The organism is Cohnella xylanilytica, assembly GCF_014212175.1.
Taxonomy (GTDB): domain Bacteria; phylum Bacillota; class Bacilli; order Paenibacillales; family Paenibacillaceae; genus Cohnella; species Cohnella xylanilytica.
Genome location: NZ_JACJVR010000111.1, coordinates 1 through 25,393, shown reverse-complemented (window position 1 = coordinate 25,393; position 25,393 = coordinate 1). Strand labels below are relative to the sequence as shown.

The window sequence follows — 25,393 nt, the reverse complement described above, 5'->3', positions numbered from 1 at the left end:
CGTGAAATTCGCCTTTTTCGATTTTTAACGGACACAGGTGCGCCTATTTCGTCGAAACCTTCTACTTCAACCATGTCCCGAAGCGTTTAAGGTTCGCGGTGTCCGTTACGTTTTCAAAAGGGCCGTTTTTCGCGAAATAAGGTCTGTGATGTCCGTTACGAAATATGGGGTGTACGAAATGGGCGCGGATTGGGCTGCGATGTCGTATGCGGGTGTCTTGGCATCTTTCGGCTGGAGAAGATGCCGAAGCTTGCGGATGGAAGCCGGCTCCGGAGGCACAATAAACCGCGTGGGCTGGCGCGAGACCGGCCTTCCCCGCGAGGCGCGCGCATCGGGGCCTGCTTGGCGTTCCGGTGCGGCCTGAATCCTCAGGCGGAGTTTCCGAGAAGGAGCGCGGCGGAATTCGGGCTTCGTGTGAAAAATTCGTTAAAATTTCCGAACGATCATATAGACGTCTAAACAATTGTTCGCCTTTTGATTGACTTCGCCTCCCGCGCTTGCTACACTAATCATGCCGTCTTGCGGCCTTTTACGGGCCGTACATCGGGGACGAATCCGGTCTCCGGTGCTTTTGCGCGCGCCGTCGTCGCCTTCGCGGCCCGGGGATGCGCCCAAGGGGGAGGCATCATCATGCCGGCATGAGCGAATCAGCCGGATGGAGGGATTGCTTTTGTCTACAGTTGTAGTGGTTGGAACGCAATGGGGAGACGAGGGTAAAGGGAAGATCACCGACTATCTCGCGGAGAAGGCGGACGTCGTAGCCCGTTACCAAGGCGGCAATAATGCCGGCCACACGATTCTCATCCAGGACAAGAAATACAAGCTGACCATGATTCCGTCCGGCATTTTCAATCAGAACAAAGTCTGCGTCATCGGCAACGGGATGGTCATCAACCCGGCCGCTCTCGTCGAAGAGATTCAATACATTATCGATAACGGCTTCAGCGTCGACAACCTGCGGATCAGCGACCGAGCCCACGTCATCATGCCTTATCACCTGGTGCTGGACGGCCTGGAGGAAGACCGCAAGGCCGACAACAAGATCGGAACGACCCGCAAGGGCATCGGCCCTTGCTATATGGATAAGGCCGCCCGGAACGGCATCCGCATCGCCGACCTGATGGTGGCGGAAGAATTCGCGGAGAAGGCTCGCACGCTGATCGCCGAGAAGAACCAGATCATCACGCAGATGTACAACGGCGAGCCGCTGGAAGCGGACAAGATCATCGAGGAATATCTGGCTCTGGCCGAGAAGCTTCGCCCGTACGTCACCGACACGTCCGTCGTGCTGAACGACGCGATCGACGAAGGCAAGAAGGTGCTGTTCGAAGGCGCCCAAGGCGTCATGCTCGACATCGACCAAGGCACGTACCCGTTCGTCACGAGCTCCAACCCGTCCGCGGGCGGCGTCTGCATCGGTTCCGGCGTCGGACCTTCGAAGATCAAGCAGGTCATCGGCGTCGCGAAGGCGTACACGACCCGCGTCGGCGACGGTCCGTTCCCGACGGAGCTGCACGACGAGCTCGGCCAGTGGATCCGCGACAAGGGGCACGAGTACGGCACCGTGACGGGCCGTCCGCGCCGCGTCGGCTGGTTCGACACCGTCGTCGTCCGGCATGCCCGCCGCGTCAGCGGCATCACCGGCCTGTCGCTCAACTCGCTCGACGTACTGAGCGGGCTGGAGACGGTGAAGATCTGCACCGCTTACCGCTTCCGCGGGGAGATCATCCAGCACTACCCGGCGAACCTGAAGACGCTCGCGGAATGCGAAGCCGTCTACGAAGAGCTGCCGGGCTGGAGCGAGGACATCTCCGGCGCGAAGACGCTGGCGGATCTGCCGGAGAACACCCGCCGCTACGTCGAGCGCGTGTCCGAGCTGACCGGCATCCCGATCGCCATCTTCTCCGTCGGCCGCAACCGCGAGCAGACGAACCAAGTGGCTTCGATTTACGAGTAAGACAGATCGCTTCAAGCAGCCGTTCCCGGCTTGGTCGCCGGGAGCGGTTTTTTGTTTGCTCCCGCGCGCTTGACCGGCCAAGAGGGTAACTGGGTTACTCACATTCGCCAAAAGTGCCGCATGACCGGCCAAGAGAGCAACGAGGTTACGTACATTCGCAAGCTGCTCCTCACTCTCGCTAAGGCGCAACACGACGCGCCGCCGCAGTTACAGCCGGCTTCATGAGATTCAACTTGATGCAATCTTTACTTGATTTTCCTAAATGGAAGTGTGTACAATGTGTACTAGTCAAAGTGGTACAGCTAGAAGGAGCGGGGCGGGATCAGCGATGTTCCAAATTAACGAGAGAAGCTTAAGTCCCATCTACGAGCAGATCGTGCAGCAGGTGAAGGAGCTGATCGCGAAGGGCGCCCTGAGGGAAGGGGATAAGATCCCCTCGGTGCGGGAGATGTCCGCCCTGCTGCTCGTCAACCACAACACGGTCGCCAAGGCGTACCAGGAGCTGGAGCGCCAGGGAGTGATCGCTTCCCAGCGGGGGAAGGGCGCGTTCGTGGCGCGGACGGCCGACGACCCGGGCATGGAGAAGGAACGGCTGCAGAAGCTGCGGGAGGAGCTGAGGCGCCTCGTCGTGGAGGCGCATCACCTGGGCATCGGCGGCAGGCGGCTGACGGAGTGGTTGAACGAAGAAATTCAGCGCTATGGGAGGGAAGAGGATGCTGACCGTCCGGAATCTCTATAAATCGATCGACGGCCGCCCCGTGCTGGCGAACGTCGGCTTCGCCCTGGCTCCCGGCCAGGTCGCCGGCGTAATCGGCCGCAACGGAGCGGGCAAGACGACACTGTTAAGAACGATGGCGGGCATTCTGGATCCCGACGCGGGCTCGGTCGAGTGCGAAGGGAAGTCGATCCACCGTTATCCGTCCGTCAAGAAGGACGTCGTCTTCGTCCCGGATCATACGGAATCGTGGCACGGCTATACGGCTTACGGCTCCGCCGACTTCTATTCGCGAATCTACCCGGGGTTCGACATGGGATACTTCCGGGCGACCCTCAGCCGGTTCGGATTGCCGCTCGACCGGAACGTCCGGTTATTTTCCAAGGGGATGAAAATGATGTTCGCGACGACCCTGGGCCTGGCCACCAAGGCGCGGTACGTGCTGCTCGACGAACCGACGAACGGAGTCGACCCGATCGCGAAGAAGCAGGTGCTGTCGCTCCTGATGGAGGCGGCCGCGGAGGGCACCTCTCTCCTCATCTCCTCGCACCTGCTCGAAGAGCTGGAACGGATGACCGACTCGATCCTGCTCCTCAAGGACGGAACCGTCGAGTCGTATACGTCGGAGGACATAGCCGGCGGCCGGTTCGTCAAGCTGCAGGTCGCCTTCGCGGGCGATGCGCCGGAACGTTGGCTCGCTTCCGACGACGTCCTCGTCCTCGACCACATCGGCCGGGTCTACACGCTGATGCTCTCGACGGAGGGGGAGGGCCGGGCGTACGAGGAATTGCGGAGCTTCGATCCGATTCTGATCGAGCCTCTGCCGGTGAAGCTGGAAGACTTGTATCTGTGGAAGCTGGGAGGCGGGAACGATGTGGGTTAAGGCGCTCTGGAGCCGGGAATACGAGCAGTCGAGGCTGTTTTTCTGGGCGGTTCCGGTCGTTCACTTCCTGGCTCTCGGATTCCAGCGGATGAACCGGTGGCTCTTCACGGAGCTGGCTGTCGTCAACGTCCGTCTTCAGCAGATCGGGCACGCTCGTATTCCCTTCCAGGAAGCCTACGGGAACGGAGAGTACGAGACGACGGGACGATTGTGGCTTCTCCTCGCCATGTTCGTGCTGGCGCTCGTGCAGCTCGGGACCGAGCGGAAGAACGGCTCGCAGGAGCTGCTGTTCGCCCTTCCGTACTCGCGGCGGCAGATCTACATGCACAAGTGGCTGCTGGGCGCGGCGCTTCTGACGGCAACGGTCGTGCTCAATACCGCGATCGACATGATTCTCGTGCTGAATTCGCCTATCTCCGGCTATTTCAGCCTTACCTATCATTTGGCCGAGCTCGGCTATACGTGGCTGACCCTTCTCGCGATCTATTCGCTCGTTCTGTTCGTCGGCACGATCACCGGCACGGTGGCGTTCCAGATGGTTCTGTCTCTGGTTCTGTTCATTCTGCCTGCCGGCCTTATCATGATCCTGCGGAGCTCGCTGGAGGTTCAGGGGTTCGACGTGGTTCGTCCTTACGACGGAGATATCGGGCTGTCGGCCTGGCACGATCGCTTGATCGACTGGCTGAGCCTGACGACGTATTTGACGGCGGACTACGACCGGCTCACCTGGCTGAAGGCCCTCGTCATGCTGCTCCTTCTCGCCGCCGCGCTGACCTGCGGGATGCTGGCGTACGAGAGGAACCGGGCGGAGAACAACGGGAAGCTGATGGTGTTCTCCGGCTGGGAGCTGGCGCTTCGGATCGGCTTCGTCGTCTGCATCTCGATGATCGCGGGATTGTTCGTCTCGGAGCTCGTCGGCTTCTCGAAAAGAATCGGCTACGACATCGGACTCGTCGCGGGCTTCGTCCTCAGTACGCTGGCCATAAGACGGCTGACGAGAATGAGATTTCACTTATAGAGCCACCCGCGCAAGTCTATTGCCGTCGTGAGAGAATGAGAGCCGCTAGGATTGCCCATACTGGTAACTAGGAATACTAGTCAGGCAGGAGGGCCATCCGATGTGGAAATGGGTAGGCTGGGCGGCGAAGCTGGTCGCGAGCGCTTTGCTGCTCAGCTTCTTGTGTATTTGGACGACCGGCTATATCGTGAACAGCTACGTGCAGTCGCTGCTGAAGGAGATGGACATTCCGCTGGAGGTGCAGCCGTTCGCCCTGTCCGGCGTCTGGGGCACGCTGTGGGGCGCGGAGAAGCCCGACGCGAAGGAGGCGAGCGGCTCGCCCTCGGCTAGCGAGACGCCGAGCGAGGGGCCGGACGGCTCCGCCGTGTTCGCGTCCGGGTCCGGGACGGGAGGCGGCCTGGAGGAGCCGGGAAGCGCGGAGCCTTCCGCGCGGCCGGGAGCGGGCGCGTCGTCCGGAGCCGAAGAGGGCTCGGGCGCCGAAGCGGGGGCCGGGAGCGGCAACGGCGGCGCTAGCGGAAATAACGGAGCTAGCGGGAATAGCAGCGATAGCGGGAACGGGACCGAAAATGGGAGCGGGACCGGAAACGGGGGCGTGAACGGGAACGGCGCCCGAAATCCCGGAGGATCCGGGGGAGAGGCGGCCGGCGAAGGCGCGCAAGGCGGGACGGACGGCGCGGGCGACGGAGACGCGGTGCCGGTCTGGAGCGGCTCGGCGGAGGAGGCCGCCCGTTCGATCACGGATGAAGACCGCCGCGAGCTGTATTCGCTGGTCGTCTCGAAGCTGAACGCGCAGCAGCTCCAGCAGCTGTCATCCTACCTGGAGGGCGGATTGACGGCGGAGGAGCTGCCCGAAGTCCAGAAGCTGCTGCAAGGCGCGTTGAGCGACGAGGAATATGAGCGGATGATGGCGATGCTGCAGCCGTCCGGGGAGTCGTCCGAACCTTGACCCTGCGAACAATTTAGGCCCATAGTCACTTGCTCTAGCCGCTGTTCGACAGCGGCTATTTCCTTTTTATGAGATATTCTTCATCTTCGCGAAGTTGATAGTCTAGTTAAAGCTATGCTAAAGTTATAAACAGGTTTTAAGCTAGAACCGGCAACGATTGCCAGAGATCACGCAAAGGAGAAGATCATGACCGACTTCAAGAAGGCGGATCGGGATCCGAGCGGCCTGTCGCCATGGCGGCGATCGCTTCGACAATTCCGGTCTTCGTGCTTGAAAGGAATGACAGTCGTCCGACAAAAGTCCCAGCCCGCGATCCGGAATCTGTTCCGTCATTATAAAACTCCCCTCATCGCAACCGGGGCGGCCGTCTTGGCGGTCGTCGGCGTGTTCATCGGGGCCCATCAATACGTGCAAGCCCATACGAACTCTTATTATAAAGTCATCCTGAACGGCCAACCGATCGGCGAGATCAGCGACAGGCAGCTGGTCGAACAGGCGATCGAAGCCAAGTCGGCGGCGCTCGCCGCGGCGAAGACGGATATCGCTTATAAGCTCGACGAAGCCAAGGTTACATACGAGGATGTAAGTGCTTTCAAGAAGGCGCCCGACGACGAGGCCACCTTGAACGCCTTGTACGCGAATTTGAAGTCCCATCCGGTAGGCGTCAAGCTGGTCATCAACGGCAAGGACGTCGCCATCGTGAAGAACAAGGAGACCGCGAACGCGATCCTGAAGCGGGTTCAGGAACGATTCGTGCCCGCCCAAGCCGCTTCCAAGTCGACGGTAACGGCGCTCTCTTACGACGCTTCGAAGCAGACGCAGACGGCGAAGTCGACTCGCGTCGTGAAGTCGGTCGAGTTCGAAGAAGAAGTGACGACCGTTCCGGTCGACATCGACTTAACCCAGCTGGACGATCCCGAAGTGGTCTACAAGAAGCTGGCGACCGGCAATCCGGCCAAGAGGACCTACACGGTCCAGGAAGGCGACTGCGTCGGCTGCATCGCCCAGAAGATGAAGGTGCCTACCGCCGTCATCTACGCGAATAACACCTGGATCGAGAACGACCAGATCAAACCGGGCGACGTACTGGATATTACCCAGAAGAATCCGATCCTAAACGTGAAGTCCGAAGAAGAAGTGACTGAGATCGAGACGATCGACCCTCCCGTCGAGATCCGCAAGAGCGACGACATCAAGCTCGGCCAGTCGAAGACGATCCGCGAGGGCAAGAACGGCAAGCGCCAGGTGACGTACCGGCTCATCAAGCGCAACGGAGCGAGTATCGAGGAGGAGCAGGTATCCTCGAAGGTGCTCGAGCCCGCGGTGTCGACCATCATCCTGAAGGGGACGAAGGTCATCCCGAGCGAAGGCAGCGGCGACTTCATCTGGCCGGTCAAGAGCCATCGCATCACCAGCTACATGGGCAAGCGTTGGGGCTCGTACCACCGGGGAATCGACATGGTCGGCAACAAGTCGATCATGGCCGCCGACAACGGCACCGTCGAATTCGCCGGCAAGAAGGGCACCTATGGCAACGCCGTCATCATCAATCATAACAACGGCTTCAAGACGCTGTACGGACATATGAGCAGCATCAAGGTCAAGAAGGGCCAGGTCGTCTCCCAAGGCGACATCATCGGCATCATGGGAAGCACCGGGCATTCGACCGGCACGCACCTTCACTTCGAGGTCGAGCTGAACGGCTCGCTCCGCAATCCGACCAGCTATCTATAAGACGGACGGAGAGCCATTCCACGCTCGCCGGCCGCGCCAAGACCATCGGGATCGTCCCGGTGGTCTTCCTGTTTTTTTCCGAGGAAGAGGCTGCGGTCTATATTTACCATCCGGGGATCGCCGATTCGCCCGGAATGCTTGGTTCGCGGAAGACGGCCGTTATGTTAGAATAGAAGAGATAATGAGATCGCTTCCCGACACAGGAGGCCAGTGAGATGCCCGGTAAAATATTAGTGGTCGACGACGAGCGGCCCATCGCGGATATTCTGAAGTTCAATCTGGAGAAGGAAGGCTACGAGGTCATCTGCGCCTTCGACGGCGAGGCGGCGGTCCGCCTGGCGTTCGAGCTGGACCCGGACCTGATCCTGCTCGACCTGATGCTGCCCGTGAAGGACGGCATGGACGTCTGCCGCGAGGTGCGGACCCGGCTGTCGACGCCGATCATCATGCTGACGGCGAAGGACACCGAGCTGGACAAGGTGCTCGGCCTGGAGCTGGGCGCCGACGACTACGTGACGAAGCCGTTCGGCACGCGCGAGCTGCTCGCCCGGGTGAAGGCGCACCTTCGCCGCCAGCGCAAGCTGGAAGCCCCGCGTTCGGAAGAGGAGTCGGCTTCGGCCGAGTCCGAGCGCCAGGGCCTTAAGATGTTCAACCTGTTCATCGACACGGATATGTACGTCGTCTACAAGAACGGGCAGCCGCTCGACTTGACCCACCGCGAGTTCGAGCTCGTCCATTACCTCGCCCGCAACAGCGGCAAGGTGATGACGCGCGAGCATCTGCTTCAAGCGGTATGGGGCTTCGAATACTTCGGCGACGTCCGCACGGTCGACGTGACGATCCGACGTCTCCGCGAGAAGATCGAGGACGATCCGAGCAAGCCGGAGATTATCCTGACCCGCCGCGGGCTCGGCTATCTGATGCGCAATCCGAAGATGTCGCCGGGCGGTTACGGAGGATGAAGACGCTCCTTCCGTTCCGCACGATCCAGGCGAAGCTCATCATCATGGTGCTGCTGCTGATCCTGATCGCTCTCCAGCTGATCGGGGTCTACTTCATCAGCACGATGAAGAGCTCGCTGATCAATTCCTTCACGCAGAACCTGAACCGCCAGGCACAGCTTCTGATGGCGCTGGCCGACTCGGCCATCTCCCAGCAGGACAAGTCCGGCAACGTGGAGGAGAGCACGAGCGCGGAGCTGAACCAGCTGGTCGGCAACCTGTTCAGCAACAGCGGGACGGAGACTCAGGTGCTCGATTCGAGCGGCCGCGTGCTGGCGACTTCGCTGGAGGAGCACCAATCCTACGTCGGCCGCAAGAACACGTCGCTCCTCGTCAGCCGCGCGCTGCAGGGGATCAACGACAATACGGAGGAGATCATCGACTCCGACAACGTGCGCAAGAAGGTGATCGCGCAGCCCGTCGTGAGCGGGGGCAAGGTGATCGGAGCGGTGTACATCGTCGCTTCGATGAAGGAACTGTACGAGACGATGGAGCGGGTCAACCGGATCTTCGTCACGGGGATGCTGCTGGCGCTCGGCCTCACCGCGCTGCTCGGCATTCTGATCGCTGGCACGATCACGCAGCCGATCAAGGCGCTTACCCGCCAGGCGGCGGCGGTGGCGGAAGGGCGGTTCGAGGAGCGGGTGCCGGTGCTCGGCGACGACGAGATCGGGCAGCTGAGCACCGCGTTCAACGAGATGACCGACCGGCTTAGCGAGGCGCTGTCGGTCAACGAAGAGGAGAAGGAGAAGCTCAGCTCGATTCTCTCCAACATGAGCGACGGCGTGCTCGCGACCGACGAGATCGGACGCGTCATCGTCGTCAACCGGCGGGCGCAGGCGATGCTGGGCGAAGGGGCGATCGGCAAGACGGTGTCCGAGTGCCTGGACATCGACAAGGCGCCGATCGCCGAGACGTTAGGGGGCAAGGAGTCGATTCTGCTCATCCAGCGACCGCTGTCGCTGTCGCAGAGCGAGGACCACCTGTTGTTCCGCGTCACGCTCACGCCGATCCGCCGCCGGGACAAGGGCGTCGTCGGCGCCATCGCGGTGCTGCAGGACGTCACCGAATCGGAGAAGCTCGAGCAGTCGCGGCGCGAGTTCGTAGCCAACGTGTCCCACGAGCTGCGGACGCCGCTCACGACGATCAAGAGCTACGCCGAGGCGCTCGACGACGGCGCTCTGGAGGAGCCTCCGCTCGCCGAGCGGTTCGTCGGCGTCATCCGGAGCGAGACGGAGCGGATGATCCGTCTCGTCACCGATCTGCTGCACCTGTCGCGCTTCGACTCGAAGCAGGCGCAGCTTCGCCGGCAGATGACCGACATCGCGGAGATGATGGAGGACGTGGTCGACCGCTTCTCCTTGCAGCTGCGGCAGAAGGCCATCACCGCCAAGGTGCAGGTCGATCCCGGGCTGGAGAAGGCGTGGCTCGATCGCGACGGCATCGATCAGGTGCTGGACAACCTCGTCTCCAACGCCATCAAGTATACGCTGGACGGAGGCTCGATCCACCTGGCCGCCCGCCTGAACGAGGCGGGGCAGCTGTCCGTCACCGTCAAGGATACGGGGATCGGCATCCCGAAGAAGGATCTCGAGAGGATCTTCGACCGGTTCTACCGAGTGGATAAAGCCCGTTCGCGGAGCATGGGCGGAACCGGCCTCGGGCTGTCCATTGCCCGGGAAATCGTTCGCGCGCACGGCGGCCACATCGCCCTCGATTCCGAGCCGGGCGTCGGCACGACGGCGACGGTCACCCTGCCTTACGTGCAGGAAGGAGGGGAAGCGCCATGATCGAGAAGGGCAAATCGGCGCTGCTGGCGCTTCTCGTCGTCGCCAGCCTCGTTCAGAGCTACCTGCTGGCCTACAGCATGCCCAGCATGGAGGCCAAGGTCCGGACGGAGCAGGATTACGTCACGACTGATCCGCTCGGCCCGGAAGAGCAGGTGGAGAACCTGCTGCTGCCGGAGCAGCTCGTGCTTCACCTCGGAGCGGATAAGCATACGGTGTTCTACCCGAACGACACGTTCTACGACATGGTGCTGGACAAGTTGCGGGGACGGGAGTTCAAGGGGTTCCAGCAGGACACGATCGAATCGGTGAACTGGGATCAAGTGCGCAAGGACGACGTCGGCATCGAGGTCCGGTTCGGGCGCGCCGTGCCGTTCGAGCTGCTGCAGAGAGTATTCAAGCTCGACTCGAACTTCCTGTTTTCCGCCGATTCGGTGAGCCGCATCTGGATCTTCGCCCGGAAGGACCGCGAGGAAGTGCGGACATTCTTCTTCAGCTCGGACGGCCGCAACGTGTACGAGTCGCTGCGGGCCGACCTGACGGTGCAGGACGTGCAGCAGTACGCCGGCTTCGGCCAATATTGGACGCCGTTCCTCTATTCGGACGGAGGCGTGTACGTTCCCGAAGCGGCCAAGACGTACGATGCCGTCCGTGTTCCCTTCACCCGGTATACGCCGGACCAGATCCAGAGGAACCTGTTCTTCGACCCGGCCACGACGAGAATGATCCAGGATCGACAGGACGGGACGCAGATTTATACCGACAGCAAGAAAGGCCTGATCGTCGAACAGGAATCGGGCTGGCTCTCCTATTCGGACCCCGTCGCCCCGACGAGCAGCCAGAACAGCCTGAGCGATAACATCACGTCGGCCGTCCTGTTCATCAACCAGCACGGCGGATGGAACGGCACGCACCGCCTCGTGCGGGGAGAAGGCTCGGCGAGCGACAGCGTGATCCGGTTCCAGCAATATTACAGGGGGCTGCCGATCATCCCGACGGGCGGCTTCCGGTTCGGTTACATCCAGCTGACGATCCAGCAGGGCAACGTCTCTTCCTACGAGCGCTCCCTGCTTGTGCTCGGCGAGAAGGACAAGAAGCTGTCGCCGCAGCGGAAGCTGCCGGCAGGAGATGCGCTTAAGACGATGATCAAGGAAGCGGCGGCTGGGGGAATCGTCGAGTCGATCTTCCCGGCTTATCGACCGCAGCTGGAGAAGGACTCGGTCCTGCTGCAGCCGGTCTGGGCGATCCGCCTCGCGGGCGGCGAAGTCCGGACGGTCGGTTGACGCGGAGGGCCGCGGCGTTGGCGGGATCGTCGCGTTGGCGGGACAGTCGCGTTGGCGGACCGTCGCGTTTGCGGGATCGTCGCGATGGCGGAACTCGCCGTTATGGAGCGCCGGAGCCGCATAGGTCATCGCAAGATCGCTTGGAAGAAGGGAGGTGCGCACGTGGACTGGAGTCGGGCCAAAAGCGTTCTGATCGCGGCGTTCCTGCTGCTCAATATCGTTCTCGGCTACCAGCTGTGGCTGGAATGGCGGGAGCGGATCGATTCGGCCGTCGACTGGACGTCGCTGCCCGCCGACATTCGGCAGAGCATGACGAACAAGGGCATTCGCGTGAACGCGGAGATTCCGACGGATACGCCGGAGATGCGGGGGCTGACGTTCCGGCTGAGGGAGCCCCCCGCCGGCATGGCGAACGGTCCGCTCGAGCTGAACCCGCAGCCGAACACGCGAATCGTCTTCTCGGAGGAGGAGCTTCAGCGGGAGCTCGGGGGAGTCGTGCCGGAGATTAGCCGGTACCGCTTCGATTACCCGGGCAGCAACGAGAAGGCGTGGGTGCTCAACCGGATCGCGGAAGGCTGGCCGATCTTCGACGTGCGCATCGAGCTGTACTACAAGGATCAGAAAATCACCTCCTACCGGCAGGACCGCATCGACATCGTTCCTTCGGAGGACGCGAAGCCGCAGAAGGTGCTGCCTGCGACGAAGGTCGTCGCCTTCCTGATCGACCGGAACTATCTGCCCAACGGATCGGCGATCAAGGACATCCAGCTCGGCTATCACGGCCAGCTGTACAATTCGGAGATGCAGGTATCGGCTCCTTCCTGGAGGGTTCTGCTCGAGGACGGCGAAGTGTTCTACGTGGACGCCATCAGCGGGGAAGTGGTGACGGACCAGGGCGAAGCGGCCAGCAAGCTGAACGCCGACGGAGCGGGGGCTTCGGGCGCTCGTTCATAGACGTTTTTCGGAGGATCAATAAGCAATGGAGTCGTCCCGGCACCGGGCGGAGTCGGGCGCACATGGGAGAGAGAAACGAGAGGTATTCATCATGGGACTGCGGTTTACGGTACTCGCCAGCGGTTCGACCGGCAACGCGACGGTCGTGTCTTCGGACGCGGCGACCGTGCTGGTCGACGCCGGCCTGAGCGCGAAGAAGATAGACGAGCTGCTCAAGGAGCGGGACGTGTCCGGGCAAGAGCTGGATGCAATCTTCGTCACGCACGAGCATTCCGACCATATCAAGGGGCTCGGGGCGCTGGCGCGCAAGTACGAGCTGCCCGTCTACGCGAACGAGAAGACGTGGGCGGCGATGCACAAGGGAATCGGCGAACTGGCGGACGACCAGCGGAAAATCATGGCGACCGACAGCGCGATGGAGATCTTCGACCTGAGGATCGAATCGTACGCTATCTCGCACGACGCCGCGGAGCCGGTCGGCTACTGCTTCTACTCGGGCGGGGCGAAGCTGAGCCTGGCGACCGATCTCGGTTACGTCAGCGACAAGGTAATGCGCCAGCTGAAGCAATCGGACGTGCTGGTGCTCGAGTCCAACCACGACGTCAACATGCTCCGCATGGGGCGCTACCCGTGGAACATCAAGCGGCGGATTCTGGGCGACACCGGCCACCTGTCCAACGAGGCGGCGGGGGAAGCGCTCTGCCAGCTGCTCGGATCGGGCGGCACGCGCCGCGTCTATCTGGGCCATCTGAGCCAGGAGCACAATCAGATGGATTTGGCCAAGCTGACGGTGAATACGATATTGGAAGACAACGGTTTTTTCTATCAGAAGAACGAGTTCGCCATCTGCGAGACCTACTACGACAAGCCGACCCCGTGGGATCTCGTCAAGTCATAGGGTCAAGTCGCGGTCCAGCTCGGCTTCCATCCGGGAGGCCTTGAGGCGCAGCTCCTCCGCGGTGATGAGGCCTTTGTCCGCGAGCAGCTCGATCAAGGCGCTCAGCGCGAGAAGCTGGCGGTAGTGATCCTCCTTCAGGTCGGCGAGGCGTACGGCCATATCGAGAAGGGGACCGACGGGGGCGGAAGGCTTCATTGGCTCATCTTCCTTTCATTACATAATAGAAGGAATGGGGACTTCGCTTGCTTCCCCCGTTCAATTCTATTACTATTTTAGTCAAAACAAGCGAATCTATTCCGGATATTCCGGTATTCGATAGAGAGAGCGCGACAGCGGGGTCCAAGGCTTCTAGGGGAAAAGGACGGTGCGAGATGAGTTTCTTCGACGACGATTTCTATTCCACGCGGGTGAAGCGGAGAACCCGCCGGAATTCCGGCTTCCGGCCGAACGACGGACGCGGCTTCCGGCAAGGCTCGGTATTCCGCGTCGCGCTTCTCTCCTCCCTCGCCAGCTCGCTCCTGGTGGCCATTGTCTTCACCCTGCTGGTGAATCGGCCCGCCGCTCCTTCGGCCCGTCCGGTGACGGCGGGCGATCAGTCGATCGTGGAGACGTCGGAGCGGACGATCACGGCCGCCGCGAAGATTCGGCCGGCGGTCGTAAGCGTCATCAACCGGCAGAAGCTGGCCGGGGGACGTTCGGACGATGCGGAGAGCGGCTCGCTGGAGAACGCGAGCCTCGGCTCGGGCGTCATCTTCGAGAAGAAGGACGGCAAGGCGAGAATCGTCACGAACGCGCACGTCGTGGCGAACGCGGGCAGCGTCGAGATCGCGATGGTGAACGGCGGCACGAAGGAAGCGAAGATCGTGGGCAGCGACGCGATCACCGACCTGGCGGTGCTGGAGGTCGACGCCAAGGGCATCGACACGGTCGCCTCCATCGGCAAGTCGAGCCGCCTGCGGGAGGGCGAGACGGTGATCGCCGTCGGCAATCCGCTCGGGCTTAGCGACTCCTTGACGGACGGCATCGTGTCCAACCTGAAGCGGATCATCCCGATCTCGCTGAACCAGGACGGCAATTACGACTGGGAAGAAGAAGTGATCCAGATCTCCGCTCCGATCAACTCCGGCAACAGCGGGGGAGCGCTCGTCAACCTGGACGGCGAAGTGGTCGGCATCAACAGCATGAAGGTGCTGGACATGGGCGTCGAAGGCATCGGCTTCGCCATCCCGATCGACGACGCGATGCCGGTCGTCCGCGAGCTGATCGAGCGGGGCAAGGTGCTCCGTCCGTATCTGGGCATCTACACGATGGACTTGGGCTCCTACCTCGACGGGCTGGAGATGCAGGACGACGGCGGATTCGATGGCGGATTCGGCGGCGGCGGCGATGGCGAAGAAGACGGAACCGATTCCGGGACCGATTCCGGAAGCGCTCCGGACGAGGCTCCGGACGGGGAAGACGTGCCCCCGGTCGTCGTGCCTGAAGGCGTGGAGAAGGGCGTGCTCGTGCTGGAGGCGGTCGGTCCGGCCAAGGAAGCGGGCCTGAAGCTGAACGACATCATCGTCAAGCTGGACGGCAAGCCGATCGGCAGCATGATGGAGCTGCGCAAGTATTTGTATAATTCGAAGAAAATCGGGGAATCGCTGACGATAACGTATTATCGTGACGGGAAGCAGAGCGAGCTGAGCGTGAAGCTGGCCGAGAAGAGCGAGGACAACGAATAGGAAGGAACCGCCGAATGTATTGCGTGTGCAAGGAGCATGTCGAGTTGGCGATCGATAAGTTCGTCGACGAATACGAGGACGCGCCGGACTTGGTCAACCTGGCCGAGACGACGTTCCGCGACTGGAAGCCGCCGGAGCACTGCCAATGGTGCGAAGGCCCTGCCGAGATTTTGATCGTCTGATTCGATGACCCGCCCGGCCGGCTAGAAGACAACAAGAGAGACAGCAAGAGAGCAACCTCCGGTCCTATGGGATTCGGAGGTTTTTTATGTTGGCGGCGGAGGGGGCGAGGCTCGGGTTTGTCGGTCGATATAAGCTGCTTAGGGGGACAAGCCGTCTCTTGGCCGGCAGCGGCGGTTCGTTGCTGTGGACCCGGTTTGTCGGGTTAGGCTTGTCGGAAAAATAAGAGCGATAGATTTGCGCCGATGGCGTCGAACGAGGGTATAAGTAGAAGATGAAGAGGAGGCGGAAAATGATGAGACAAGCTTGGTTGTACGCCGTCGCAGCGGCGGCTCTGGTCGTCGTTCTGGCCGGCTGCGAGAAGGGGAGCGGGCAAGGGGGAGGGAAGGCCGGCCGAGACGGCGGTCGTCACGGAGACGGAGGCGCCGGGCACGGCTGCGACGCCGGCTGAAGGGAGCGCGAGCGCCGAGGCCGAGGCGTCGGAGACGCCAGTGCCGTCGCCATCGCCGTCGCCGAGCGAGAAGCCGGCCGGCGGAGCGGGCGAAGAGGGGAAGCTGCCGCTGCCCAAGATCGCGCTCGCGCCCGTCGCGGAGTCGGCGGAATTCGAGTCGCTGGCGGGCATCGAGCATGCGCCGGGAGCGGACGGCACGCTCTACGTCCTGGAGCAGCCGGGCCGGATCAAGGCCGTGAAGACGGCGGCCTCCTCCTCCGACAAGCCCGAGACGTTCCTCGACATCGGCGACCGCGTGTACAGCGAAGGCTCCGAGCAGGGGCTGCTCGGCTTGGCGTTCCACCCCAAGTATCAGAGCAACGGTTATTTTTACGTCAACTATACGACGAAGACGCACACGGTCATCGCCCGCTACAAGGCCGACCCGGCTTCGGGTCGCGCGAACGCGGCGAGCGAGAAGGTGCTGCTGACGTTCGAGCAGCCGTTCTCCAACCATAACGGGGGCCAGCTCGCGTTCGGACCGGACGGCTACCTGTACATTGGAACCGGGGACGGCGGAAGCGGCGGAGATCCGCACGGGAACGGCCAGAACAAGGACGTCCTCCTCGGCAAAATCCTGCGGGTCGACGTCGACAAGACGGAAGGCGAGCGCGCGTACGGCATTCCCGCCGACAATCCGTTCGCCGACGGGAGCGGGCGGCAGGAGATCTACGCCTACGGGCTGCGCAACCCTTGGCGGTTCAGCTTCGACGGGAAGACGGGCAAGCTGTGGGCGGCGGACGTCGGGCAGAACGAGATCGAAGAGATCGACCTGATCGAGAGGGGCGGCAACTACGGCTGGAACGTCAAGGAAGGGACGGCGTGCTACAAGCCGCAGAAGGGGTGCGACGCGAAGGGGATGACCGATCCGGTCTGGGAGTACCGTCACGACGAAGGCCAGTCGGTCACCGGCGGCTACGTCTACCGCGGTGGCTCGCTGCCCGGACTGGTCGGCTGGTACGTATACGCCGACTACGTGTCCGGCAAGATCTGGGCGCTGCGCCTTGGCGAGGACGGCAAGCCGGAGAACAAGCTGCTGCTGGAGTCGCAGACGAACGTCACCTCGTTCGGAGTGGACGGGAAGGGCGAGCTGTATTTGTGCTCGCCGGACGGCATTTTTAAAGTGACGGCCGCCTGACCGCGTGCCGAGAGCAAGACAGTGTCGCAACAAGCCGGATTTTTCCGCTTGTTGGGCATTCAGCCGGTCCGCAGGCCTCCAACAAGTCGAAGATTTCCGCTTGTTAAGCTTTCGGCCGGCGCCTGGGGCCGCAACAAGCCGGATTTATCCGCTTGTTTAATGAGCTTCCCGCCCCTGGCCGGACTTAACGCCGCCGCCAGAACCGGCGAAGCCAGTCGGCGCCCCACTTGCTCAGCACGTTGGCGGTCAGCGCGAACGCGACGACGAGGCCGGACAGCGTCACGGCGAGCGCGATCCACTCGAACGGCGAATACGCCTTCGCGGCGGACCAGCGGATCGGGCCCTTCAAGTCCTCGATCACCTGGTTCATGCCGTAGATGCCGCTGATGACCGTGTAGATCGTCAGCACCGTGAGCAGGTAGCCGGATCGCTTGGACGTGGCGTTCTCCTGATACTTGTACAAGTCCGTCAGCGTCATCTTCACGTCCTCGAACAGCTCGTCGTTGCCGTACATCCGGCGGAGCAGAAGGAAGATCTCCCGGCCCTGCGTCTGCGAGACGACCTCGAGGAAGTCGTACTTCGCGGAGAACGTCGTAATCGCGCGAATGAGCACCTCGGTCTGCTCCGGCGTCCGCTCCAGCTGGACCCGCGAGTAGGCGTTGGCCAGCTTCAGCAGCACGATCCGGTGGAACAGATTGAGCAGGAGACCGTAATAATACTCGCCCAGCATCTTGTCGGCGAGGGCGTTCGCTTCCGGCTCCGGCCGTCTTGTCAGGCAGCAGAAGCAGCTCTCGTCGGCGAGGTAATACGTGTCCGGAGCCCACCGGTCGAAGCCGACGTCCCGGCAGAACCGCCGGATGTACGGCTCGTGGGTCGCGCTGACGCGAGGCCCGCCCGAAGCGTCCAGCCCGTCCAGGCGAACGGCGCGGTACCGGTCGAGCAGCGTGATCTCCACGTCCCCGTCGAACGCGTAGTGAGCCATGACGAACATCCGCTCGTCGATCAGGTAGGGAAGCTTCTCGAAGTACGAGCCGTCCATCGGCGTCCGGTCGAGATATTCCACGGTATGGGGCAGGATCGCCTGGAAAATGAAATCCTGAATCTCTTCGTACCGCTCCCCCTCGAACTCCACCCAGGCCCGTCGGTCCCCCGCGTCCTCGTCCTGCATGACGCGCAGCCGGTCGGCGAATTCGATCGCCTGGGAGAAGCGGATCCCGGCCCAATCGCCGCCGCCCGGTTCGCGAACGTCCGACAGTTCGACGCGAAGCGTGATGAAGCCGGTGTCGAACGGGCAGAGCACGACGTCGACCGAATGCAGCTCGAACGGCGCGTCGAAGCGGGCCGTATGCAGCGTCGCCCGCAGCCCGAGAGCCTTGCTCATCCGCTGGAAGCTCTCCGGGTTGTCGTCGCCGGGGAACAGGACGTGGTTCGTGAACGGCAAGTAATAGCGTTCCATGGCCCGGTGCGACACCCGATGGCGGGGACCGTAGAACGCGTCCTCCAGCTCCAAGGCGTCCAGCCGGAACGGGACGAAGCCCTCTCTCGCGAGAGTGCGGCGCAGCCTTCCGTGACAGTCGGCGTCGAGCGAGAACGGGAAGAGCAGCTGGAACAGCGCTTCCCGAACCTTTTTGTCCCCCGACTCCATGTCCGTCCGCCTCCTTCCTCACACCGGAGAAGCCGCCTGCTTCTCGTCTTCCTCGCTCTTGCGCTTCTCGCGCAGTTCCCTGGCGAATCTCCGCTCGATCTCGCCTTGGTCCCCGTACACGTACAGCACGTCGCCGGCTTCGAGCGGGGTCCGCATCCGCCGGTCGCGGATGGCGACGTCGCCGCGCCGGATGAGCAGCACGTTTAAGTCCGCGAATTCGTCGCACAGCCGGTCCGGCGTCTGCCCGATCAAGCCCGAGCCTTCGCCGAGAGGCACGTCCACGAACGCGTCGTTCTCCCGCAGCAGCAGCACCTCCCGGATCGACAATTCATGCACCTGGAACGACTGCCGGAACGTCCCGGACAGCCGCTTCGACAGGAACCGGCCCGCGGAGGGCGAGCGCACGATAACGAAAACGACAAGAAGAGCGGTCGCCGCGACCGTCAGCTGAACGAGATGAACGTCCGGCGCGAGAATGGCGCTGATGCAGGAGATGACGACCGCCAGCGAGAACGCGCCGAACAGGATGAGGAAGATGCCGATGCGGCGCCGGACCGGATGCCCGAGAATCAGCTCCGATTCCCGAGTCGTGAAGCCGGTGCCGGTCAGCAGGGAGACGACCTGGAAGCGCGCGATGTCGTAGTCGAGGCCGGTCGCCCGCATGAGAACGACGGAGATCTCGACGACGAGCAGAACGATCAGGGAATAGAGGAGTATGAATCCCATGAGCCATCCCCCCTTTTTGGGACCGGACGCGGTGTTGGCTATAAGCTGTTATACCCGCAACGGGGGGCGGTCTGAAACGCCCCGAGCCCCGGGCAAGGCCGGAGCCGCCCGGCGACGCGCGGAAGCCCGTCCCCAACCTCAACGGTAAAAGTCTTGTAAAAAGTGGATAAAACCGATTGACACCGTTTCCCGGCGATGGTAAAGTGTCAAATAGATTTCACAAATCGAAAGGAGGATTGCGTCCCATGCTTAACGCCATGATTGTTCCAACATTTCCTGCCGCTCATGCTAACAAGCTACCCGGACGTAATCCGACTGCGCCGAATTAATCACTTGGACTTCGACTTCCAAGGCGCATGGTTACGTTCCCGTAATCGTGCGCCTTTCTTACACCGCTCGAGCAGAACATACGTTCTCGGCTTCGCGGTGGAGAGCGTATCGCTTGCGGGCGGTACGCTCTTTTGTTTGTCGCGTTATTCGTTTAACGGAAAGGTGTGAAACCATGTTCACGGTACTTAGAAAGCTAGGCTGGTTCTTCAAGCTGCACTGGCGCCGGTACACGATCGCGATCGTGCTGCTGACGGTGGTCGGCGTGATGGACGTCATTCCGCCGAAGCTGGTCGGCTACACGATCGACGGCATTCACGAGGGAACTCTCAGCGACGGGAGGTTCTTCGAGGTGCTCGCCTGGTGGGCAGGCCTGACGGTGGGAGGCTACCTCATTACTTACGTATGGATGTATCAACTGTTTGGGGGAGCGTTCGTTCTGGAGCGGCTTCTTCGGAAGCGGCTGATGAGACATTTTCTGAAAATGACTCCGACCTTCTACGAACGCAATCGAACGGGCGATCTGATGGCTCGCTCCACGAACGACCTGTGGGCGATCTCGAACACCGCGGGCTTCGGCATTCTGACGCTGATCGATTCCTCGCTGTTCATGCTCACCATCCTGTTCATGATGGCGGTGCTCATCAGCTGGAAGCTGACGCTGGCGGCGCTGCTGCCGCTCCCGATCATGGCGATTCTCATGACTACGTTCGGCAGGAAGATCCACGACCGCTTCATGAAGGCGCAGGACGCGTTCGGCGAGCTGAACGACCAGGTGCTCGAATCGGTGTCCGGCGTGCGCGTCGTCCGCGCCTACGTTCAGGAGGAGGCGGACCGCGACCGGTTCCACGCCAAGACGAACGAGGTGCTGAACAAGAACATCGCCGTCGCCAAGATCGACGCCCTGTTCGAGCCGACCAACAAGGTGCTCGTCAACCTCAGTTACATTATCGGCTTGTGCTTCGGCGGCTACCTCGTCTTCCGCGGCGAGATCACGCTCGGCGAGCTGGTGTCGTTCAACGTGTTCCTCGGCATGCTCATCTGGCCGATGTTCGCGATCGGCGAGCTGATCAACATCATGCAGCGGGGCAACGCCTCGCTCGACCGCGTCAACGAGACGCTCGGCTACAAGCCGGACGTCGACGATAGCGACCGTCTGGTGACGGTCGACGCGCCGGAGACGATCGAATTCAAGAACGTCACCTTCCGCTACCCGAGCTCGTCGATCGACAACCTGGTTAACGTGTCGTTCACGCTCAGGCGCGGGCAGACGCTCGGCATCGTCGGCCGGACCGGCAGCGGCAAGACGACGGTCCTGAAGCAGCTGCTGCGCGAATACCCGCTCGGCAGCGGGGAGATCGCCGTGTCGGGCGTCTCTCTGCGCGACATGGAGATCGACCGGCTGCTCGGCTGGATCGGCTACGTGCCGCAGCAGCCGATTCTGTTCTCGCGCACGATTCGCGAGAACATCCTGTTCGGCCGCGACGGCGCGAACGAGGCCGACCTGCAGCGGGCGCTGGAGCGCGCTTCGTTCGCGAAGGACATCCGCTTCCTGCCCGACGGGCTGGAGACGCTGGTCGGGGAGAAGGGCGTGGCGCTGTCCGGAGGGCAGAAGCAGCGGGTCAGCATCGCGCGGGCGCTTATCGCCGACCCCGAGATTCTCATTCTCGACGACGCGCTGTCGGCCGTCGACGCGAAGACGGAAGCCGAGATCATCGACGGGATCCGCACCGAGCGCGCGGGCAAGACGACGCTCATCACGACGCATCGCCTCTCGGCGGTGCAGCACGCCGACTGGATCATCGTCATGGACGAAGGCCAGATCGTCGAGGAAGGTACGCACGAGCAGCTGCTCGCCATAGGCGGCTGGTACAAGGAACAGTACGACCGGCAGCAGCTCGAGGCGATGGTCGAGGCTTCCTAGGGAGGCCACGCGGATTCACCCGCACGCAATTCGATAAGGAATGAAGGTGACAGGCTCGTATGGGACTGACGGGTAAACGATTGTTTCAATACGCGATGCTATATAAAAGGCCGATTCTGTTCGCGCTCGCGCTGCTCGCCTTGGCGGTCAGCGTCGAGCTGCTCGGGCCGTTCATCGCCAAGCGGATGATCGACCAGAACATTCTCGGCATCGAGAAGGTCTGGTACGAAGCCGACGCGAAGAGCGGCAAGACGGCCGAATACGACGGCAAGTTCTACAAGAGAGAGGACCGCTTCGCCAAGGGCGAGGCCAAGGGGGCTCCCGCACGGGTGCTTCAAGCCGGGGCGAGCTACTACTGGCTCGAGGGCGCGGACGTTCTCGAAGGCTCCCGCCAGGTGGACGGCGGGACGATGACGGTGACGGCCGAGGACGGCCGGACGCAGGAGTACGCGGTCACGAAGCTCTCGAAGAGCGAAGTGTTCCGCTTCTACAAGCCGGAGATTCCCGGCTTGATCACCCTCGCCACCTCCTACTTCGGGCTGCTGCTGCTGGCGGCGGTGTTCACCTACGGCCAGCGGCTGCTGCTGCAGACGTCGGCCAACAAGATCGTGCAGCGGATGCGCGAGGACGTCTTCGCGCACACGCAGCGGCTGCCGGTGCAGTACTTCGACAACCTGCCGGCAGGCAAGGTCGTCTCGCGCATCACGAACGATACGGAAGCGGTGCGGGAACTGTTCGTGGCGGTTCTGGCGAACTTTTTCTCCGGAGTCGTCTACATGGCTGCCATACTGGGCGCGCTGTTCCTGCTCAGCCCGAAGCTCGCCCTGGTCGCGCTTCCGCTCGTGCCGATCCTGCTGCTCTGGATCGTCGTCTACCGGAAGTTCGCCGGGCGCTATAACGAAGTCATCCGCAACAAGCTTAGCGATATCAACGCGATGATCAACGAGTCGATCAACGGAATGCCGATCATTCAGGCGTTCCGCCGGCAGAAGATGACGATGGAAGAGTTCGACGAGCATAACAAGGAATTTTACAAGTATCAGAACAAGATGCTTAGCCTTAACTCGATCACGTCTCACAACCTCGTGAACGTGTTTCGCAATATTATTTTCATAGCGGTGATATGGATGTTCTGGGGCAAATGGTTAGGCTCGGCCGTCACGGTCGGGGTGCTGTACGCGTTCGTCGATTATATGAACCGGATGTTCCAGCCGATCGTCGGGATCGTCAACCAGCTGGCGAACCTGGAGACCGCGCGGGTATCCGCGGAGAGGGTGTTCAAGCTGCTGGACGAACCGGGAATCGACGTGGCGACGGGCAAGCTCGACCGCTACAAGGGCGAAGTCGCGTTCAAGAACGTCACCTTCGCGTATAAGGCGGAAGAATACGTGCTAAAGAACATCTCGTTCGAAGCCCGCCAAGGGGAGACGGTCGCGCTCGTCGGCCATACCGGGTCGGGCAAGAGCTCGATTCTGAACCTGCTGTTCCGGTTCTACGACGTCGAGCAGGGGACGATCTCGGTCGACGGCACCGACGTGCGGGACATTCCGAAGCAGCTGCTTCGCCAGCACATGGGCATCGTGCTTCAGGATCCGTTCCTGTTCACGGGCACGATCGCTTCGAACGTCAGCCTCGACAACCCGGCGATTAGCCGGGGGAAGGTCGAGAAGGCGCTGCGCGACGTGGGCGCGTACGACATGTTCATGAGCCTGCCCGGCGGGATCGACGAGCCGGTCATCGAGAAGGGCAGCACGCTGTCCGCCGGCCAGCGGCAGCTGATCTCGTTCGCCCGGGCGCTCGCCTACGACCCGGCGATCCTCATCCTCGACGAGGCGACGGCGAGCATCGACACCGAGACGGAGGCCGTCATCCAGGCGGCTCTCGACGTCTTGAAGAAGGGGCGCACGACGTTCGTCATCGCGCACCGGCTGTCGACGATCCGGCAGGCCGACCAGATTCTCGTGCTCGACCACGGCGAGATCGTCGAGAGGGGCAACCACGATTCGCTTATGGCGCTGCGCGGCAAGTATTACGCGATGTACCAGCTGCAGCAGGGCGGGGCTTCTCCCGTTCTGAGCGCTTGAGCGGCATCGGCGAGAGGGTAGAAGGAAGCGGAAGGCCGCACCCGGGCGAATTTGGATTCGCTGGGGGTGCGGCCCTTTTCTGTCATTGTGCGGCCCTTTTCCGGAGTGGACGACGTCACCTCTCCAAAGCGCCCCTCAAATCCTTGACTCCGAATTCCAGGTACGCCTTCAGGCAGGTCAGCATGAACACCCAGCCTTCCTTGTTGTCGACGAGCTTCGGAATCAGGTCCGGGTCGTCTTCCCGGAAGCCTTCCTCGGTCACCTCGACGACCGTGACGGAGCGGTCCGCCGTCTCCCGGAAGACGATCGAGACCGTATGCTCGTCCTCACCTTCGCCCCAGAGGAAGACGATTTTGCGGTTCGGCTCGACCTCGGTCAGGCGGATGTCCAGAACCGCGCCGTACAGGTCGTATTCCAGCGCGACGGTTTGGCCCGTCTCCCATCTGGCGGAGCTGGAGGAGAACCAGAAGTTGCCGATTTTCTCGGGGTCGACGAACGCTTCGAACACGTCGCGCGCCGGCTTCGCGATGCGGAATTTCGTTACGTTGTTCATGGGCGGAATCACTCCTTTGAACCAAGGTTATTCTATCGTCCATTGTACATCCTTGCCCGTATCATCGCACATCATCATTGGGTTATCCTAATACCGAAGCAGGGGATGCGCGACCTGACGCCCGATTCTCGAACGGTCTTCGTTGTGGTACGATAGGTGGGACCCCGATTGCCAGAAAATGCAGAAACCTAAATGAGGTGCTTAAGTGTCAGGCTTCGCACAATTAGGAATATCGGCCGAACGTACGGCCAGGTTGGCCGCTCAAGGCATCCAGAAGCCGACTCCGATCCAGGAGGCGGCCATACCGCTCGTCCTTCAAGGGAAGGACGTAATCGGACAAGCGCAGACGGGCACGGGCAAGACGCTCGCGTTCGTGCTTCCGATGCTCGAGAAGGTTAACGTCAAGTCGGATAAGCTTCAGGGTTTGATCGTTACTCCGACCCGCGAGCTCGCCCTTCAGATTACGGAGGAAGTGAAGGGGCTCGTCGGGGAGGACGAAGGGATTCGCGTGCTGGCGGTCTACGGCGGCCAGGACGTCGACGCGCAGCTCGCCAAGCTGAAGGGCAGCGTGCATCTGATCATCGCGACGCCGGGACGGCTGCTCGACCATCTGCGCCGGGAGACGGTGCAGCTGTTCAGCGTGCAGACGCTTGTGCTCGACGAGGCGGACCAGATGCTGCACATGGGCTTCCTCGGCGAGGTCGAGGAGATTCTGCGCAACACGCCGTCGCACCGGCAGACGCTGCTGTTCTCCGCGACGATGCCAGGGGCGATCCGCGAGCTGGCGGGCCGCATCCTGCGCAAGCCGGAGGAAGTGACGGTGCGCGGCAAGCAGGTGACGGTGAAGGACATCCGGCAGCTCGTGATCGAGACGACGGACCGCGCCAAGCAGAACGCCCTGAAGGAGATGATCGACGAGACTCGGCCTTATCTCGGGATGATTTTCTGCCGGACGAAGCGGCGGGCGTCGACGCTTAACGAAGCGCTGCAGGCGGCCGGCTACGCCAGCGACGAGCTGCACGGCGACTTGTCCCAGGCGAAGCGGGAGCAGGTCATGAAGCGGTTCCGCGAAGCGAAGCTGCAGCTTCTCGTGGCGACCGACATCGCCGCGCGGGGGCTCGACGTCGAGGGCGTGACGCACGTCTACAACTACGACATTCCGCACGACGTGGAGAGCTACATCCACCGAATCGGCCGGACGGGTCGCGCCGGCGAGTCGGGGATGGCGATCACGTTCGTCGCGCCGAAGGACCGTCCGGAGCTCGCCAAGATCGAGAGCGGCATCGGCATGGGCATCGAGCGCCGGACGATCGGGTCTTCGCCTTTGGCCGCGGGCGAGGGCCCGGCGGCGAGACGCGGCGCAGGCGCTGGGGCCGGAGCCGGCAGAGGCGCGGGCGCGGGCACAGGCGCTGGCGCCAGAAGAGCC

General features: G+C 62.2%; 22 protein-coding genes. 18 read left to right on the top strand and 4 right to left on the bottom strand.

Annotated features, from left to right (window positions below; all coding sequences use genetic code 11):
• Nucleotides 1-670 precede the first annotated feature (670 nt).
• From H7B90_RS27290 to H7B90_RS27240, 11 genes are all read left to right on the top strand, one after another.
• On the top strand, nucleotides 671-1,957 hold the full coding sequence (locus H7B90_RS27290) for an adenylosuccinate synthase (protein ID WP_185139067.1): 1,287 nt from the start codon (nucleotides 671-673) through the stop codon (nucleotides 1,955-1,957).
• Nucleotides 1,958-2,285: 328 nt separating this feature from the next.
• The gene (locus H7B90_RS27285) at nucleotides 2,286-2,696 is read left to right on the top strand and encodes a GntR family transcriptional regulator (RefSeq protein WP_185139066.1); all 411 of its coding nucleotides are present in this window, start codon (nucleotides 2,286-2,288) and stop codon (nucleotides 2,694-2,696) included.
• Nucleotides 2,671-3,555 (top strand): ABC transporter ATP-binding protein, encoded by an 885-nt coding sequence (locus H7B90_RS27280; protein WP_185139065.1) that lies wholly within the window; start codon nucleotides 2,671-2,673, stop codon nucleotides 3,553-3,555. Before H7B90_RS27285 ends, H7B90_RS27280 begins: the two co-directional genes overlap by 26 nt.
• Complete coding sequence (locus H7B90_RS27275; RefSeq protein WP_185139064.1) at nucleotides 3,545-4,573, top strand: ABC transporter permease; 1,029 nt, start codon at nucleotides 3,545-3,547, stop codon at nucleotides 4,571-4,573. The genes H7B90_RS27280 and H7B90_RS27275 overlap by 11 nt, the downstream gene beginning before the upstream one ends.
• Nucleotides 4,574-4,673: 100 nt before the next feature.
• Nucleotides 4,674-5,519, top strand: coding sequence for a hypothetical protein (locus H7B90_RS27270; RefSeq protein WP_185139063.1), 846 nt, complete (start codon nucleotides 4,674-4,676; stop codon nucleotides 5,517-5,519).
• A 186-nt stretch (nucleotides 5,520-5,705) separates the two neighbouring features.
• Nucleotides 5,706-7,253 carry a M23 family metallopeptidase gene (locus tag H7B90_RS27265; RefSeq protein ID WP_185139062.1) on the top strand — a complete coding sequence of 516 codons (1,548 nt, stop codon included), beginning with the start codon at nucleotides 5,706-5,708 and terminating at the stop codon, nucleotides 7,251-7,253.
• A 215-nt stretch (nucleotides 7,254-7,468) separates the two neighbouring features.
• Nucleotides 7,469-8,215 (top strand): response regulator YycF, encoded by a 747-nt coding sequence (yycF, locus tag H7B90_RS27260; RefSeq protein WP_185139061.1) that lies wholly within the window; start codon nucleotides 7,469-7,471, stop codon nucleotides 8,213-8,215.
• Nucleotides 8,212-10,044, top strand: coding sequence for a cell wall metabolism sensor histidine kinase WalK (walK, locus tag H7B90_RS27255; protein ID WP_185139060.1), 1,833 nt, complete (start codon nucleotides 8,212-8,214; stop codon nucleotides 10,042-10,044). Before yycF ends, walK begins: the two co-directional genes overlap by 4 nt.
• The gene (locus tag H7B90_RS27250; RefSeq protein ID WP_185139059.1) at nucleotides 10,041-11,324 is read left to right on the top strand and encodes a YycH family regulatory protein; all 1,284 of its coding nucleotides are present in this window, start codon (nucleotides 10,041-10,043) and stop codon (nucleotides 11,322-11,324) included. Before walK ends, H7B90_RS27250 begins: the two co-directional genes overlap by 4 nt.
• A gap of 162 nt (nucleotides 11,325-11,486) precedes the next feature.
• Complete coding sequence (gene yycI, locus H7B90_RS27245; protein WP_185139058.1) at nucleotides 11,487-12,278, top strand: two-component system regulatory protein YycI; 792 nt, start codon at nucleotides 11,487-11,489, stop codon at nucleotides 12,276-12,278.
• A 91-nt stretch (nucleotides 12,279-12,369) separates the two neighbouring features.
• The gene (locus tag H7B90_RS27240; protein ID WP_185139057.1) at nucleotides 12,370-13,176 is read left to right on the top strand and encodes an MBL fold metallo-hydrolase; all 807 of its coding nucleotides are present in this window, start codon (nucleotides 12,370-12,372) and stop codon (nucleotides 13,174-13,176) included.
• On the opposite strand, the gene H7B90_RS27235 is transcribed toward H7B90_RS27240, so the two are convergent.
• Complete coding sequence (locus tag H7B90_RS27235; RefSeq protein ID WP_185139056.1) at nucleotides 13,171-13,371, bottom strand: hypothetical protein; 201 nt, start codon at nucleotides 13,369-13,371, stop codon at nucleotides 13,171-13,173. The genes H7B90_RS27240 and H7B90_RS27235 overlap by 6 nt on opposite strands.
• Before the next feature lie 176 nt (nucleotides 13,372-13,547).
• Here H7B90_RS27235 and H7B90_RS27230 point away from each other — a divergent pair, with 176 nt between their 5' ends.
• From H7B90_RS27230 to H7B90_RS27215, 4 genes are all read left to right on the top strand, one after another.
• Complete coding sequence (locus H7B90_RS27230; protein WP_185139055.1) at nucleotides 13,548-14,900, top strand: S1C family serine protease; 1,353 nt, start codon at nucleotides 13,548-13,550, stop codon at nucleotides 14,898-14,900.
• Between the two features lie 14 nt (nucleotides 14,901-14,914).
• Nucleotides 14,915-15,082: a CxxH/CxxC protein gene (locus H7B90_RS27225; protein ID WP_185139054.1), complete on the top strand. Its 168-nt coding sequence runs from the start codon at nucleotides 14,915-14,917 to the stop codon at nucleotides 15,080-15,082.
• Between the two features lie 293 nt (nucleotides 15,083-15,375).
• Complete coding sequence (locus tag H7B90_RS27220) at nucleotides 15,376-15,531, top strand: hypothetical protein (protein WP_185139053.1); 156 nt, start codon at nucleotides 15,376-15,378, stop codon at nucleotides 15,529-15,531.
• 40 nt (nucleotides 15,532-15,571) lie between these two features.
• The gene (locus tag H7B90_RS27215; protein ID WP_185139052.1) at nucleotides 15,572-16,708 is read left to right on the top strand and encodes a PQQ-dependent sugar dehydrogenase; all 1,137 of its coding nucleotides are present in this window, start codon (nucleotides 15,572-15,574) and stop codon (nucleotides 16,706-16,708) included.
• Between the two features lie 184 nt (nucleotides 16,709-16,892).
• On the opposite strand, the gene H7B90_RS27210 is transcribed toward H7B90_RS27215, so the two are convergent.
• Nucleotides 16,893-18,353 carry a magnesium transporter CorA family protein gene (locus tag H7B90_RS27210; RefSeq protein WP_185139051.1) on the bottom strand — a complete coding sequence of 487 codons (1,461 nt, stop codon included), beginning with the start codon at nucleotides 18,351-18,353 and terminating at the stop codon, nucleotides 16,893-16,895.
• Nucleotides 18,354-18,371: 18 nt separating this feature from the next.
• Entirely contained in the window at nucleotides 18,372-19,079 is a 708-nt protein-coding gene (locus H7B90_RS27205) for a TrkA C-terminal domain-containing protein (RefSeq protein WP_185139050.1), read from the bottom strand.
• A 502-nt stretch (nucleotides 19,080-19,581) separates the two neighbouring features.
• Here H7B90_RS27205 and H7B90_RS27200 point away from each other — a divergent pair.
• Together H7B90_RS27200 and H7B90_RS27195 are read left to right on the top strand one after the other, a co-directional pair.
• On the top strand, nucleotides 19,582-21,330 hold the full coding sequence (locus tag H7B90_RS27200) for an ABC transporter ATP-binding protein (RefSeq protein WP_185139049.1): 1,749 nt from the start codon (nucleotides 19,582-19,584) through the stop codon (nucleotides 21,328-21,330).
• A gap of 59 nt (nucleotides 21,331-21,389) precedes the next feature.
• The gene (locus tag H7B90_RS27195; RefSeq protein WP_185139048.1) at nucleotides 21,390-23,414 is read left to right on the top strand and encodes an ABC transporter ATP-binding protein; all 2,025 of its coding nucleotides are present in this window, start codon (nucleotides 21,390-21,392) and stop codon (nucleotides 23,412-23,414) included.
• Between the two features lie 115 nt (nucleotides 23,415-23,529).
• Here H7B90_RS27195 and H7B90_RS27190 read toward each other — a convergent pair whose 3' ends face one another.
• Entirely contained in the window at nucleotides 23,530-23,967 is a 438-nt protein-coding gene (locus tag H7B90_RS27190; protein WP_185139047.1) for an SRPBCC family protein, read from the bottom strand.
• 205 nt (nucleotides 23,968-24,172) lie between these two features.
• Between H7B90_RS27190 and H7B90_RS27185 the strand changes: the two genes are divergently transcribed.
• A partial coding sequence (locus H7B90_RS27185; RefSeq protein WP_185139046.1) for a DEAD/DEAH box helicase occupies nucleotides 24,173-25,393 on the top strand: 1,221 nt, incomplete at its 3' end.